The following is a 14,236-nucleotide window of genomic DNA, read 5'->3' on the forward strand; positions in this document are numbered from 1 at the left end:
GCAACAAGGGAGTGAAGACTATGCCAGCTATTTCGAGTTCAGTCGGATCCGGAGCCGCCGGCGCGGCGATCTTTGCCGACTCCGACAGCCGGAAGTACCGCTATTTCGACCCGAAGGGCCAGCGCGCCACCCACTACGAAGACATGACGGTCGACGTGCAGCCTGACCCGGAGCGTTACCTGATCCAGGACTGGATCATCTCCTTCGCCGACGGCAAGGGCGCATATGTCAAGCAGAACACCGCTGCGCAGAGCTCCAACTGGCATGCCTTTCGCGCCCCCGATCAGGAGTGGGAACGCACGCACTACCAGCGCCAGTCGAAAATCGAGACGATGGTGCAGAGCGTCATCAACAACGCCCGCAAGTCGAGGGCGCCTAAGACCTTCGACAAGGCCTGGGTCAAGATCCTGCAGACGCAGCTCGGAGCCTGGAAGCACGCCGAATTCGGGCTCGGCACCTCGTTGATGCAGGCACAGCGTTACGGCTACACCCAGATGATCAACAACGCGACGCTGACCAACTCGTCTTACAAGCTGCGGCTTGCCCAGGACATCACACTCTACCTTGCCGAGATCGGCATGGATTTGCCCGGCTGGGACGACGAACTTGGCAAGAAGGCATGGCTCGAGGACAACAACTGGCAATGTACCCGCGAAGCGGTCGAAACCATCATGGGTGCGACCGACTATCTCGAACAGTATTTCGCCATCAACATCGTCTTCGAACCGCTGGTTGGGGAAGTATTCCGCTCAGGCTTCCTGATGCAGATCGCTGCCGCCAACCATGACTTCATCACGCCTGCGGTGATCTCGGCAGCCGAGGCCGACTACGAACGCAACCTCGCCAACACGATCGACCTCATGCACATTCTCGTCAACGACGAGAAACACGGCGCGGCGAACAAGAAGCTCTTCCAGGGCTGGGTCAAGAAACACGGCGTGCTCGCCGACAAGGCAGCCACCGCCCTGCAGCCTATCTGGTCGATGCCGCATTCCAAGCCGGTCGCTTTCGCCGATGTCCGCGTCAAATCCGAGGAACGGATTGGGCAGATACTCGGCGAACTTGGCCTCAAGCGCTGACACAGGAGAAACTGTCATGTCAACAGCAGCACGCGACGCATCGCAATCCAACATCTTCAGGTCGATGAAGGACATCACCTTCGAACAGACGATTTCGCATCAGTGCGGCGTCACCATGAACGACTCCGTGGAAGCCAGGGCCATCGCTGAATTCATGGGTCTGAAGCCGAATGTGATCGTCACCTACCAGCCGGCCATGATCCGCATCGATGGCAGCGGCAAGCTGATCTTTAAGATGGACGAGATCAGCGAATATCTCGGCCGCGAGATGACCGCGGAAACCTTCGAGGTCAACAGCTCCACCCACTACGGACGGATGGTGCGCATCGACGACAACACCGTGATCCTGTTCGGCAACATGGACGAGATGTTCGAATACATCGAATAGACGCCCAAAAAATCAGACGCGCCGCCCGGTTGCGGCGCGCCGAACGGTCAAACGCCCATCTGTGGAGGTAGGAATGTTTAGGACACCGGAAGGCAAGGACATTTTCGTGGTCGATGGCCACACCCATTTCTGGGACGGCAGCCCGGAGAACCAGAAGAATATTCACGGCAAGCAATTCATCGATTGCTTCTATGCCTATCATACTGGGCTCAGCCCCAAGGAACAGCTTTGGGAGAAGAGCAAATTCGAGAAGTACTCGGCCGAGAATCTCTACAACGATCTGTTCATAGACGGGCCGGATGACATCGCGATTTTCCAGACTACGTCCCTAAGCGATTTCTACAAGAACGGCTTTGGCTGCATCAAGCGCACTTCGGAGATCGCCAAGAAATATCCAGGCCGTTTCATTGTGAATGGGGCGTTCGATCCGCGCGATGGCGAAAAGGCGCTCGAATACATCCATTTCATGAAGGAGACCTACGACATCAAAGGGGTGAAGATGTACACCGCCGAGTGGAACGGCGCGTCGAAAGGCTGGCGGCTGAACGACCCCGAGGCCTACAAATGCTTCGAACTCTGCGACAAGCTCGGCATCAGAAACATCCACGTCCACAAGGGGCCGACGATCATCCCGCTCAATAAGGATGCATTTGACGTACACGACGTGGATCATGCTGCTACCGATTTCCAAGGCCTCAACTGGATCGTGGAGCATTGCGGCTTGCCGCGCCTCGACGATTTCTGCTGGATCGCGACCCAGGAGACTAATGTCTATGCCGGGCTCGCGGTGGCACTGCCCTTTATTCACTCGCGTCCGCGCTATTTCGGCGAGGTGATCGCCGAGCTGCTGTTCTGGCTCGGTCCGGAGAAGATCCTGTTCGGTTCCGACTACGCTATCTGGACGCCGCGCTGGCTGGTCGAAAAGCTCTGGGCCTATCAGATCCCTGAGGACATCGCCGCCGAACGCGGCGTGCAGTTGACCGACGAGATCAAGGAAACGATCCTCGGCCTCAACGCTGCCCGCCTCTACGACATCGACATCGAAGCCCGGAAGGTGGAATTCGCCAATTCGCCTTTTAGCATCGCTGCGGAGTAAGACCATGGCAACCGCCAGCGTTTCCGGAAGCCGCGAGAAAGAGCTCTGGCGGCGCCTTGGTGAGGTCAACGATCCGGAGCTCGACGAACCGATCACCGAGATGGGCTTCGTCGAGCACGTCGCAGTCGCCGATGACGGCGGCGTGCAGGTTGACTTTCGCCTGCCGACCTACTGGTGCTCGCCCAACTTCGCTTTCCTCATGCTGGACGGCGTCCGAAAGGCGCTCGACCAGCTCTCATGGTCGCCTGCCTGTCGCGTCAAACTGCACGACCACATGTTCGCAGAAGAGGTCAATCGCGGCATAGAGGCTGGGAAGGCTTTCGGCGAGATCTTTGGCGAGCTTGCTGGCGCTCTCGATCTCGCGGGTCTGAAGGAAACGTTTGCGATAAAGGCCTTCAAGCGGCGCCAGGAGGCAGTCTTACGCGGCCTCCGGCAGCACGGTCTGACAGATCGGGAAATTCTCGCCATGGACCTGCCGGCGTACGACGTCGCGCGCTTCGAACCCGGTGAAGCGGCCAAACAGAAGCCGCGGTACAGGGCGGCTCTGCTTGAGCGTTTCCCCGACCGCCAAGCGGATGCTCCTGTCTTCGTGACCTGGGAAGGGCAGGGCATACCGGTCGGCGCACTCGGTGCCCATCTCGCCGAACTGCGCGGTGTGCGCGTCAACATGGAGTTCAACGGCGCGCTGTGCCGTGGGCTCAAGCAGACCAGATACAAGGAACTGGATGTGGTCGACGGCGAACCGACGCTGGTCGATTTCATCATGAATCGCGTGCCGGCACGAGCCGCGCCGACCGCCTGAAGCAGAGCCGAAACAACGGCCTCCCTCGCACGAGGCCCCTAACCAACAACCCGCCCGTAAGGCGGAAGGAGGAATCATGCCCAAAATAATGCTTCACAATTCCGAGGCCCGCCGTGCTCTGGCCCGTGGCGTCTTTCGGCTGGCCGCTGCCGTCGAGCCGACGCTCGGCCCCAAAGGCATGAACGCCATGATCGACAGGCCGATCGGTACGCCGATGGTGACCCGCGACGGTGTCAGCATCGCCTCCGAGATCGAACTGCACGACCGTTTCGAAAACATGGGCGCACAGGTCGTTCGCGAAGTGTCGATGCAAACCAACGAGGTCGCCGGCGACGGCACCACGACCGCCATCGTGCTCGCCAACGCGCTCATCCAGGGCGGTGTAGAGGCGAATGAGCGCGGCGCGAAATCCGTCGATCTGTGCAAGGGCATCGACCTTGCCGTGGCGGCTGTGGTGGCGGCGCTCAAAGCTTCGGCCAAGCCCGCCAAGGGCAACGGCATTCTCGCTTCGGTCGCCAACATTGCGGCGACCGATGCCAAGCTTGGCGCGCTGGTGGCGGAAGCCCATCAGCGGGTAGGGGCCGAAGGCGTCATCACCACCGACTTCAGTGTGACCACCGAAACTACGCTCGATGTGGTCGAGGGCATGTCGTTCGAACGCGGCTACCTCTCGCACCATATGGTGACCGATCAGGAGAAGATGGAGGCGGTTCTCGAACGGCCTTACATCCTGATGACCGACCTTAAGATCAAGGAGCCCGAGGCGCTGGATGTGGTTCGCCGCATTGCCGACGAGGATGGTCGGCCGCTGCTGATTGTGTCCGAGGAAATGTCGCCGGAAGTTGTAGTGACTCTGCTCGGCAAGCAGGGACCGGGAAAATACCTCGTGGTCCACCCGCCGGAATATGGCCATTGGCGCAAGGCGATGATGGAGGATCTGGCGATCATCACCGGCGGCAAGGTAATCGCGCGCGATCTTGGCGGCCGCCTGGCGGACATCACCGCCGACGATCTCGGACAGGCTGACCGGGTAAAGACCAGTTCGTCCTGCACCTCGATCATTCGCGGTGCTGGCGACCATGCGGCAATCGCATCGCGCCGCGCCCAGGTGCAGCGGCAGTATGAAGCCTCGCCGCCGAACATCGATCAGGACAAGCTGCGCGAACGCCTGGCCAAGCTTTCTGGCGGCACCGCGATCCTTTATGCCGGCGGTGTCACGCCGGTCGAGCAGAAGCGAACCATTCAGCTCATCGAGGATTCGCTGAATGCGGTGCGCGCCGCAACCGAAGAGGGCGTGGTCGCCGGCGGTGGCTCGGCGCTTGCCCAGATCGCGCCGCTGCTCGACAATGTGGCGGCCGGCGTCGACGGGGATGTCGCCGAAGGCGTGCGCCTGGTGCGGTCGGTGCTCTCGCGGCCGCTCTGGCGTATCGCCGCCAATGCCGGCGCCGATCCCGAAGCAGTCGTGGCGGAAGTCACGCGCATCAACGGCGGCTACGGCTATAACGCGTCTGCCGCCAGCTACCAGAACATGTTCGAGGCAGGGATCATCGATCCAGTCCGCGTCACCTACACAGCGCTGGCCAATGCAGCTTCGGTGGCGACGCTGATCCTGACCACTGAAACGCTGATCGGCCATCTGGCCGAGGACGAGGACCCGACGGCCGGACCGGCTCGCGGTGGCGGCTCCGAAAAGCTCGGCCGCGCCTGAAGCAATCCTAACGATCTCGACATTGAAGGATACGACGATGAAAGCTGCCAGACTGTACGAATACGATCCGCATATGAACGTCCAGCTCAGGATCGAGGAGGTCAAGGCGCCGACAATCACCGCCCCCGACGAGGTGATCGTGCGGGTAGGTGCCGCCGGCCTCTGCCGCACCGACCTGCACATCATCGAGGGTGTGTGGAAGCCGACCATGGATCCCGAAGGCACGCTGTTGCCCTACATCATGGGCCACGAGAATGCCGGTTGGGTGGAGGAGGTCGGCAGCGGCGTCCGGTCGGTCAAGCGCGGTGACGCCGTGATCTGTCACCCGTTTCGCTCGTGCGGCATCTGCCTCAACTGCCGGCATGGCGAGGACATGTATTGCGACAATGGTCAGTTCCCCGGCCTTGGCATGAATGGCGGCTTCGCCGAGTATTTCATCACCAGCGAGCGTTCGCTGATCAAGCTGAACGCCAACGTCACGCCGATTGAGGTGGCGCCGCTGGCCGATGCCGGCATCACCGCCTATCGCGCCGCCAAGCGCGCCGCAAAACTCTTGCGGCCGGGGAGTTACTGCGTACTGCTCGGTATTGGCGGGCTCGGCCATATCGCCCTGCAGTCGCTGCATGCGATTTCAGGCTGCCGCATCATTGCCGTCGATCGCGAGCCAGCCGCGCGCGTGCTTGCGAAGGATCTTGGAGCCGACTTCGTCCTCGATGGCGGGCCGAATGTCGTCGAGGAGGTCAGCCAGATCACCGGTGGCGGCGCCCATGTGGTCATCGATTTCGTAGGCGAACTCGGGGTCGAGAACATCTGCTGGAAGATGGTGCGCAAGGGCGGGCAACTGTTCGTCGTCGGCTATGGCGGCGCCGTCAACGTGCCGACCGCGCATCTCGTCATCGAGGAGATCAACATCGGTGGCAGCCTGGTCGGCAATTTCACCGAACTTGTCGAACTGATGGAGTTGAACGCCGATGGCAAGGTGAAGATGCATTACACCGAATACAACCTCGCAAGCATCAACACCGCGCTCGACGATTTCAAGAATCGCCGGTTCACCGGCCGAGGCGTCATCGTTCCCTGAAGCATCTAGGTCGGGCCTGCACGGAGCAGGCCCTGCGTTTTGGTCCGCGTATCGGGACGTCAGCGAAGCGTAGTCCTGAAAACGAGTTCTTTGCTTCGCGGTGTGGAAAAATGGGAGGACAAATATGGATCTTATTACAGGACTGGCCGTCGTCATCGGCATTATGGGCGGCATTGCAACGTGGGCAGCGATCACGATCGGCAACCCCTATCTGCTGATCTGGGCGGTATTTGTGGGCTGGGGGAGTTTCTATCACTGTGGCGGCAAGGAAGCCGGGTTCAAGAATTCGGCGCTTGCAAACCTTTGGGGAGCGATCTGCGCCGCCGGCGCATTGATAGCACTGACGTCTCTTGGTGTTACGGCTCTCACGGCCGGCATTTGCGTCGGCGTTTCAATCGTAGTGCTGATTCTCGCTGCCAAGCTGCCATTGCTGAGTGCCATTCCATCAGCGGTCTATGGCTATGCAACGACCGCGGCACTTTTTCTGCTTGGCGCTGCCGCCTATGGCGGGGGTCCAAGCGGCATCAGCAAGGTCGCGGCAGCTGTGGTGATTTCGCTGATCATTGGCAACAGTCTCGGCTACCTTTCCGAGAAAGTGACATCTGCTGTCGTGAAGAGCTGATCTAACCCCCGCTACCGCTTCAGTGATTGACTTTCCCAACCCCGCGGCGCGAATGCCGCGGGCTTTTTTCGTGCCGGTGGCTCTGACCCTAGATGAAACCGCGCCGGATGCCGTATTGGTCGAGCTTGCGGTAGAGCGTTGGCCGGGAGATGCCGAGCCGTAGCGCGACACGGCTGAGGTTGCCGCCTTCCGCCGCCAAGGCGTTCTTCATTGCCTGGCGTTCGGCCTCGACGAGCGTGCCTCCCAATTCATGCGCGGATGCACTGCTGTCCGACCCGGCTTCCGATCCAGAGCCGGACGCGGTGATCTCCTCAGGAAGGTCGCGGAGCCTGACATCGCGGCCGCGCGTCAGGACATGCAGCCGCCCGATGAGGTTCTTCAGTTCGCGTACATTGCCCGGCCAACCATAGGCGAGCAGGGCATCGAGTGCTTCGCGCGAGAATTCCAGCGGGTCCTCGCCCGCTGCGGTGGCGATCTGCCGGTTGAAATGTTCAATCAGCAGCAGCACATCTTCGCCGCGCTCGCGCAGCGGTGGAACAGTGATCGAGACTGCGCCAATTCGATAGTAGAGATCGCGGCGGAAGCGGCCTGCGGCAATTTCCTGCTTGAGATCGCGATTGGTCGAGGCGACCAGGCGCACATCCACCGGGCGACCCCGGCTGTCGCCAATGCGATGGACCACGCGCTCTTCCAGGACACGCAGCAGAAATGGCTGGATTTCGAGTGGCAATTCGCCGATCTCGTCAAGACTTAGGACTCCGCCATTGGCGAGCTCGAAAACGCCCGGCTTGCCTTCACGCGAGGCGCCGGTAAAGGCGCCGGCGACATGGCCGAACAATTCGCTTCCAAACAGGTCCCTGGTGATCGCCCCGCAATTCATCGCGATGAACGGATCGTTCGCCGTGCGCCGGCTCCCGGCATGGACAAGCCGCGCAAACAGCTCCTTCCCGACCCCTGTTTCACCTTCGACCAACAGCGATGTTACGCTGCCCGACCGAGCGACGCGGCAGGCGACGTCGATGGCAGCCTGCAGCGCTTCGCTTTCGCCGACGATCATGGCGACAGCATCCTGAAGATGCTTGTTCACTTCCCGGTGGACCACTGCCGCGCTGGAGACTGCCGGCACGGAGGGGAACACCAGTGCCGCGCCGCGGAGATCGCCGTCGAGCTTGAGCGGCGTGATGTGGCAGGATCTCAGATGGGCCGGCAGCGCCCTGATAAGGTCGGCGTCGGAGCCGGAGGACGGAAGGTTCATCAGCCAGCGGCCACGGCCTGGCTCCATCGGGCCATCCATCATCTCGGTGGTTTCGCCGTCAGGCACGTTGTTGCAGAAGATGGCGCGGCCGCGATGGTCGACGATTACCAGCCCGTCTTTTCGGCGGTAGCTGGGAGCCGACGAAATGAAGGCTTCGAGCAGGCGCGTGCGCTGTTCCTGCTGCTGTTCGGCTAATGCCTTTTCGATCTGCCGGGCTGTGGCGGCGACGAGTGCCGTGTTGTGCGGCCGGAAGATTGGCGAATAGCCTGACAAATCAACGACACCGATGATCTTGCCGTCCAGCGGATCGCGGATCGGCGCTCCGGCGCAGGTCCAGGACTTGATGCCGGCGCAGAAGTGCTCGGCCGCATGGACGAAGGTCGGCTCACCCGTCCACAGCGCCGTACCGATGCCGTTGGTTCCGACTGCATCCTCGTTCCATTTGCCGCCGATGGCGAGATGGATATCCATGCCGTCATGCAACGTCTTCTTGTCGCCAATGGCGTCGATCAGCACGCCGTCGCTGTCGGCCAGAACCAGCATCGCGCCTGTCCCGTCCAGCAGCTGGCCAAGCGAGGCGAACGATCGCCGCGCCGCCGAAAGCAGTTCTGCATTGGCCCGGGTCAGATATTCGATCTCGTCGCGATCACTGCTCAGCGGCGCTTCAATCCCTTGAGCGTTGATGCCGCCGGTGGCGCTGCGATGCCATGAATCGTGAATGAGGGAGCGAACGTGGCTGGGGTGAACTGGATCGCGGGCACATTTGGGGTCGTCGGCCAGAAAACTTTCCCAGGCGCGCATGGTGGCACGCTCGTCATAGTCGATGTTGCTCAGAGCCATCTGGCCGGTGGCCAGCGACGTACGCGCCGGAAGGGCATCGATCTTCATATGATTGGGGGCTATCTCGCGTTTCATTCACTCATCGCAGAACCTTTGAGGCATGCTATCGCTGTATGTGGTCATGTTCGAAATGCTATCGCGGATTGGACGCCCACACGTCCCAAAGTCTGCTGTCAGTTGATGCCGAGTTTCGCGCCGATGTCGGCGGCAAGCTGTTCTTCGGTATAGGTGGAGGCGAGGCGGGACCCGTCCAGGTCCGCAAGCGCTTCTGCGATGATTTCGTCGACCGGCGAGAAGAAGCCATTCTGCTTGGTCGCCAGGACGAAGGTCTGGTCGCCGCCCCGGTTGCGGATATCGCCGATGTGATGAAGTTGGCGGCCCGTGTTCTGATCCTTCGAGATCACGCGACCGTTCATGGTGACATGGATGGACGGTTTGGCTTCAGCCACATGCGCGGCACTGCCGCCAACATGGATGATCAGACCTTCCGCCTTCGGTTGCTGGCGTGGCTTCCTCGATGCCGAGTAGCCGCCGCCGCTGATCTGGTCGGCAAGGCGAACGATAGTCGAGCGGTTCTGCTCGATCAGTCTTTTGACTTGCACGTCCTCGCGCCGCGGGCCATCCCGCTTGGAGATAATCTCGACCATGAATCCTCCCAGATTCGCTCGGCGTTGCCGTTCGTACGGCTCATCTTGTTTTGAGGTGAACTCTACACCGCCTCCGTGAAGTTCGCCAATCATATCACATAGCGCCAAAATTCGGGTCGCTGGTAGCAGGCGGCTGCTACACGGGGTTCCGGTACTCGGTCAAATCGAGTGGGAGTAAGGGGCAATCGGTCGGCGCTATTCGGCGAGCAAGGCCAGATCATTGCAGTCGGCTGTTGTGTCGCAGCACGAGGCCGACTGCGCCGAGCAATGCGTCGTTCTCCGTGTGCTTGCCAACAATTATCCGCGTGCGCAGGGCGGGCGCGACATCGCGGGACTTGATGAGCGTGTGGCGTTCGTATGACGCGATCAGCGGTGCCAGGAGAATATCGCCCGCCAAAGCCATGCGGCCACCGATGATGATGAGTGGCGGATTGATCACCGAGCCGATCAGACCAAGACCACGGCCGGCGAAGTCGGCGGTGTCCTCGATCATCCGCAGCGCCCCGACGTCGCCCTGTTCAGCCATCATGATCACCTCGTCCATCGTGACCGGCCGCCGCACGATGCGCGAAATCTGCTCGAGCGGCCGGGCAAAGCTCGCATAAAGCTCGAGGCATCCGCGATTGCCGCACCGGCAAAGATCGCCGCTGGGATCGACGCTGATGTGCCCGAATTCACCGGCGCCGCCGGCGATGCCAGTCACCAGCCGGCCATGCTGGACAATGGCTCCGCCGACGCCCAGATCGATCTTGAACAGCACGAAATCATCTTGGCCGACGGCCGCGCCCCACATCAGCTCCGCAATGGCCGAGCAGTTGCTCTCGTTATCGGCGAAAATCGGCTGTTCGAGAACCGGCCCGAACACATCGCGGATGTTGACCCCGGCCCAGGTCGGAACAATACTCGCACGCTGCACCACTCCTTCGCGGCTGACAGGGCCCGAGACGGAAACCCCAACCCCTAGGAGCCCCGCCATCGGCAGACCGTTCTCTTCGTAGCATTGGGCAATTGCTGACTTGGCGAGTTGGGCCGCCTGTTGCGGCTGGTAGTCCAGACCCATCGGGATAGTTTGTTCGGTAATGACAGAATGCGAGACGTCAGCGACGACGCACCGCATCTCATCGAGGCCTAGGTGGATTCCGACGCAGGTGCCCGCAGCGGGATTGAGCGTCAATGTTGCCGCAGGCCTGCCGATACCCCTGATCCCGTCATGGTGGGTCGAGGATTCGATCACCATTCCGGACTTTCTCAAGCCATTGAGGGCGGTCGAAACCGTCGACCGCGCCAAACCGGTGATGCGGGTAATTTGCGACGCAGAAAGCACGCCGCGCTCACGTAGACATAGAACGATCAGGCTCTCCGGTGATGCGGAGGGTCTGTCGATCAGCCAATTTCTAAGCGAAGGTTTGTTCATGATGAGCACAAAGGACGTTGACTGATAGCTCAAATATGTCATCTTGGAAAGTACGGAGATCACTGCATTTCCGTCTGCGACGAGCTCAAATTGCGTCCACAAGCGGTCGATACGAACCGTACATCATGGGAGTGAAACGATGGAATACCTGAGGACGGCCGTTGCGGCCGCTACGGCGTACACCTTTGTTGCGGGAGCCGCGTTCGCAGAGCCCAAGACCAACCTGTTGCATCAATGGGCGACCGGATCGGACGCCCAGGCTATCGCCAAGCTCGGCGAGATGTTTAACGCCAAGGGTGGCACCTGGCAGCAGACCTCCATCGCGGGCCACACGGCCAACACGCTGGCGAAACTGCGCGCCGACGTGATCGCCGGCAATGCACCCCCCGCGGTGCAGCTCAAGGGACCCGAGATCGCCGAATGGAACGAGACCGGCATGACAGCCAATCTCGACGAACTGGCGACAGCGGAAAATTGGGAGAAGGTCGTCGCTCCCGAATTGCTGCCGGTGATGAAGCCGACCGGCAGCTGGGTAGCGGCGCCGATGAACATCCATCGCATCAACTGGCTGTGGGCATCGCCGAAGGTCATGCAGGAAGCAGGCGTCGCCGAAGTGCCGAAGACATGGACAGACTTCAATGCCGCCTGCGACAAGATCGTGGCGTCAGGCAAAATCTGCATCTCGCACTCGACCGCCGACTGGACCGATTCGACGGTCTTCGAGGTCGTGGTCTACGGAATGGATCTCGATCTCTTCAAGAAGGCCTTCGTCGAGGGTGACGTCGAGGCAATGCGCAGCGACGGCATGGTCAAGGCCTTCGAACAGTTCCGCACGATGACGACGAAATATATGGACCCCGGCATGAACGGGCGCGACTGGGATACCATGTCGCATCTGGTCGGCCGCGGCGAGGCCGCTTTTCACATCATGGGCGACTGGACGCTCGGCCTGCTCACGGCCGGCGGCTTCAAGGAGGGCACCGACTATGTCTGCGCCCAGGCGCCGACTGATTGGGGCAAGCCGGGCTTCATCCTGAATTCCGACTCGGTCGTGTTCTTCCAGCAGAAGGATCCGGACTATGTCGAGGGGCAGAAACTGCTCGCCAGCACCATCCTGTCGCCCGAGTTCCAGACGATTTTCAATCAGACCAAGGGCTCGATCCCGGCTCGTCTCGACGTCGATCTTTCGAACGGCTTCAACCCCTGCCAGCAACTCTCCCAGAAGGACCTGCAAGCGTCGATCGATGGCGGCACGCTTGTCCGTTCGATGGCGCATAACATGACGATCCCGCAGAAGGTGCGCGGTGCGATCATGGATACCGTCACTGAATTCGTCGCGACGCCGGATATGACCGCGCAGGACGCAGCTAGTGCCATGGCTGATGCGGCCGAAGCGCAGATGTGAAGAAGCTGCCGATGATGGCCGGGCGCCGGCGCTCCCGGCCTGACTTCGCCGGAGCAGCCGATGTCCACACATGACCTGACTGTACCGATTGCGTCTCCCGCAACCCCGTGGCGGGAGCGCCTGGGCACGACGGTGCCCATTCTGGTGCTAGCGCCATCGCTTGCGGCGAGTTTCATCTACGTCTTCGTCTTCACGATTTGGACGCTGTATCTCTCGCTCTCCAATTCGTCGCTGATGCCGACCTATGGGTTCGTCGGTCTGGACAATTATGCTTCGCTCTGGGCGAACCGGCGCTGGAACATCGCCTATACCAACCTCTTCCTGTTCAGCGGCTTCTATATTGTCGGCTCGATGGCCATCGGACTGCTTCTCGCGATCCTGATCGACCAGCGCGTTCGCGGCGAGGCGGTTTGGCGTACCATCTTCCTCTACCCGCTGGCGGTGTCCTTCATCGTCACCGGTACGGTGTGGAGCTGGCTATACAATCCCGTCGACGGCATCCAAGCCTTCGTGCGGGGGCTCGGCTGGACCGACTTCAGCTTCGCCCTGACGGCCAACCGCAACACCGCGATCTATGCAGTGATCATAACCGGTATCTGGCAGTCGTCCGGCTTCGCAATGGCGCTTTTCCTGGCTGGCCTGCGGTCGGTCGATCCGGATCTCGTCAAAGCAGCCCAGATCGACGGTGCGTCGGTTTCCCGAACCTATCGGAAGGTCATCCTGCCGACGATCGCCCCGATTTTTCTGGCGGTGGCGGTCATTCAGATCCAGTTCGCCATCAAGACGTTCGACTTGGTGGCGGCGTTGACGCGGGGCGGGCCAGGTGTGTCCACTACATTCCCGGCGATCTACGTCTACGACCTGATGTTCCAGCGCGGGCAGATCGGCGAGGGTGCCGCTGCTGCGATCATGATGCTCGCCGCCCTTGCGGTAGTGCTGGTGCCCTATTCCTTGTGGATCGTTTGGCGCAGGCGGGCGGAGGGCCGCAATGGCTGAAATTGCCCCCAACCCCCGGCATGATCCCGAAGCGGCGGCGGCTACGCGGCGATATTTCTGGAACCGCTTTCTTACCTATGCGGTGCTGACGCTTTTCGCTGTCATCTACCTGGCACCGCTGCTGGTCGTGGTCTTCAACTCGTTGCGGGAGCAGTCGGAGATTGCCCGCAACGGCCTCATCTCGCTGCCGCGCAGCTTCCGCCTCGACGCGTGGGTGGAGGCTTGGGGTACTTACTGCGTCAGCGGCACCTGTGAAGGCATGAAGCGCAATTTCTTCAACTCGCTCTGGATGACGATCCCCGCGACGGTCATCTCCACGCTTCTCGGCGCCATGAACGGCTATGTGCTGTCGAAATGGCGCTTCAAGGGCTCGGAAATTCTGTTCAATCTGATGCTGCTCGGCGTCTTCATGCCGGGCCAGATCTCGCTGATGCCGTGGGCGTTCCTGCTCGGCAAACTCGGCCTAACCAATTCGACATACGGGCTGGTCTTGATTCACGTCGTCCAGGGCATTTCGTTCACTACCCTGTTCTGCCGCAATTTCTACGTCAGCATACCGGACGACCTCATCAAGGCGGCACGCATCGACGGCGCCGGCTTCTGGCGGATTTTCCGCAAGATCATCCTGCCCCTGTCGCCGCCGATTTTGATCGTCACCGTCATCTGGCAATTCACGGGCATCTGGAACGAGTATCTGTTCGGGGTCGTCTTCACCTCCGGCCAGCAGCAGCCGATTACGGCGGCATTGGTCGCGCTCACTGCCGGCGGCACGACCGCCCGTGCTTACGATGTGATGAGCGCAGCCGTGCTGATCGGCGCGCTGCCGCCGTTGCTGATCTACCTGTTCGGTGGAAAATACTTCGTGCGCGGCCTGACGCAGGGCGCCATCAAATGAGGCATCGC

The 14,236-nt window shown here is 61.0% G+C and carries 13 protein-coding genes; 10 read left to right on the top strand and 3 right to left on the bottom strand.

The genetic code is table 11. The features are described 5' to 3' along the window. Positions 1-20 precede the first annotated feature (20 nt). The 7 genes from EN807_RS24485 (at position 21) to EN807_RS24515 (ending at position 6,776) form a co-directional block, all read left to right on the top strand. Positions 21-1,079, top strand: coding sequence for an aromatic/alkene monooxygenase hydroxylase subunit beta (locus EN807_RS24485; protein WP_135937004.1), 1,059 nt, complete (start codon positions 21-23; stop codon positions 1,077-1,079). 16 nt (positions 1,080-1,095) lie between these two features. Then, entirely contained in the window at positions 1,096-1,467 is a 372-nt protein-coding gene (locus EN807_RS24490; RefSeq protein WP_095520356.1) for an MmoB/DmpM family protein, read from the top strand. Between the two features lie 73 nt (positions 1,468-1,540). Continuing rightward, positions 1,541-2,563 (top strand): amidohydrolase family protein, encoded by a 1,023-nt coding sequence (locus EN807_RS24495; RefSeq protein ID WP_065011876.1) that lies wholly within the window; start codon positions 1,541-1,543, stop codon positions 2,561-2,563. 4 nt (positions 2,564-2,567) lie between these two features. Then, the gene (locus tag EN807_RS24500) at positions 2,568-3,365 is read left to right on the top strand and encodes an iron-sulfur cluster assembly protein (protein WP_135937005.1); all 798 of its coding nucleotides are present in this window, start codon (positions 2,568-2,570) and stop codon (positions 3,363-3,365) included. Positions 3,366-3,441: 76 nt separating this feature from the next. Next, entirely contained in the window at positions 3,442-5,073 is a 1,632-nt protein-coding gene (locus EN807_RS24505) for a molecular chaperone GroEL (RefSeq protein WP_135937006.1), read from the top strand. A gap of 37 nt (positions 5,074-5,110) precedes the next feature. Beyond that, positions 5,111-6,154 (top strand): NAD(P)-dependent alcohol dehydrogenase, encoded by a 1,044-nt coding sequence (locus EN807_RS24510; RefSeq protein ID WP_135937007.1) that lies wholly within the window; start codon positions 5,111-5,113, stop codon positions 6,152-6,154. Positions 6,155-6,278: 124 nt separating this feature from the next. Continuing rightward, a complete protein-coding gene (locus tag EN807_RS24515) occupies positions 6,279-6,776 on the top strand; it encodes a DUF1097 domain-containing protein (RefSeq protein WP_135937008.1) in 498 nt (165 codons plus the stop codon). Between the two features lie 88 nt (positions 6,777-6,864). On the opposite strand, the gene EN807_RS24520 is transcribed toward EN807_RS24515, so the two are convergent. The 3 genes from EN807_RS24520 to EN807_RS24530 all read right to left on the bottom strand — a co-directional run bounded on the left by EN807_RS24520 (position 6,865) and on the right by EN807_RS24530 (position 11,034). Beyond that, a complete protein-coding gene (locus tag EN807_RS24520) occupies positions 6,865-8,946 on the bottom strand; it encodes a sigma-54-dependent Fis family transcriptional regulator (protein WP_135937009.1) in 2,082 nt (693 codons plus the stop codon). A gap of 98 nt (positions 8,947-9,044) precedes the next feature. Continuing rightward, positions 9,045-9,611 carry a hypothetical protein gene (locus tag EN807_RS24525; protein ID WP_246684325.1) on the bottom strand — a complete coding sequence of 189 codons (567 nt, stop codon included), beginning with the start codon at positions 9,609-9,611 and terminating at the stop codon, positions 9,045-9,047. A 124-nt stretch (positions 9,612-9,735) separates the two neighbouring features. Then, positions 9,736-11,034, bottom strand: a complete 1,299-nt coding sequence (locus tag EN807_RS24530; RefSeq protein ID WP_135937010.1) for an ROK family transcriptional regulator — start codon at positions 11,032-11,034, stop codon at positions 9,736-9,738. A gap of 37 nt (positions 11,035-11,071) precedes the next feature. Here EN807_RS24530 and EN807_RS24535 point away from each other — a divergent pair, with 37 nt between their 5' ends. Genes EN807_RS24535 through EN807_RS24545 form a run of 3 tightly spaced genes read left to right on the top strand, consistent with a single transcriptional unit; the run spans position 11,072 to position 14,228 of the window. After that, positions 11,072-12,337 (top strand): ABC transporter substrate-binding protein, encoded by a 1,266-nt coding sequence (locus EN807_RS24535; protein ID WP_135937011.1) that lies wholly within the window; start codon positions 11,072-11,074, stop codon positions 12,335-12,337. Positions 12,338-12,397: 60 nt separating this feature from the next. After that, entirely contained in the window at positions 12,398-13,333 is a 936-nt protein-coding gene (locus EN807_RS24540; protein WP_135937012.1) for a sugar ABC transporter permease, read from the top strand. Further along, complete coding sequence (locus EN807_RS24545) at positions 13,326-14,228, top strand: carbohydrate ABC transporter permease (RefSeq protein WP_135937013.1); 903 nt, start codon at positions 13,326-13,328, stop codon at positions 14,226-14,228. The genes EN807_RS24540 and EN807_RS24545 overlap by 8 nt, the downstream gene beginning before the upstream one ends. Positions 14,229-14,236 lie beyond the last annotated feature (8 nt).

The organism is Mesorhizobium sp. M5C.F.Ca.ET.164.01.1.1 (assembly GCF_004792125.1).
GTDB classification, from domain to species: Bacteria; Pseudomonadota; Alphaproteobacteria; order Rhizobiales; family Rhizobiaceae; genus Mesorhizobium; species Mesorhizobium wenxiniae.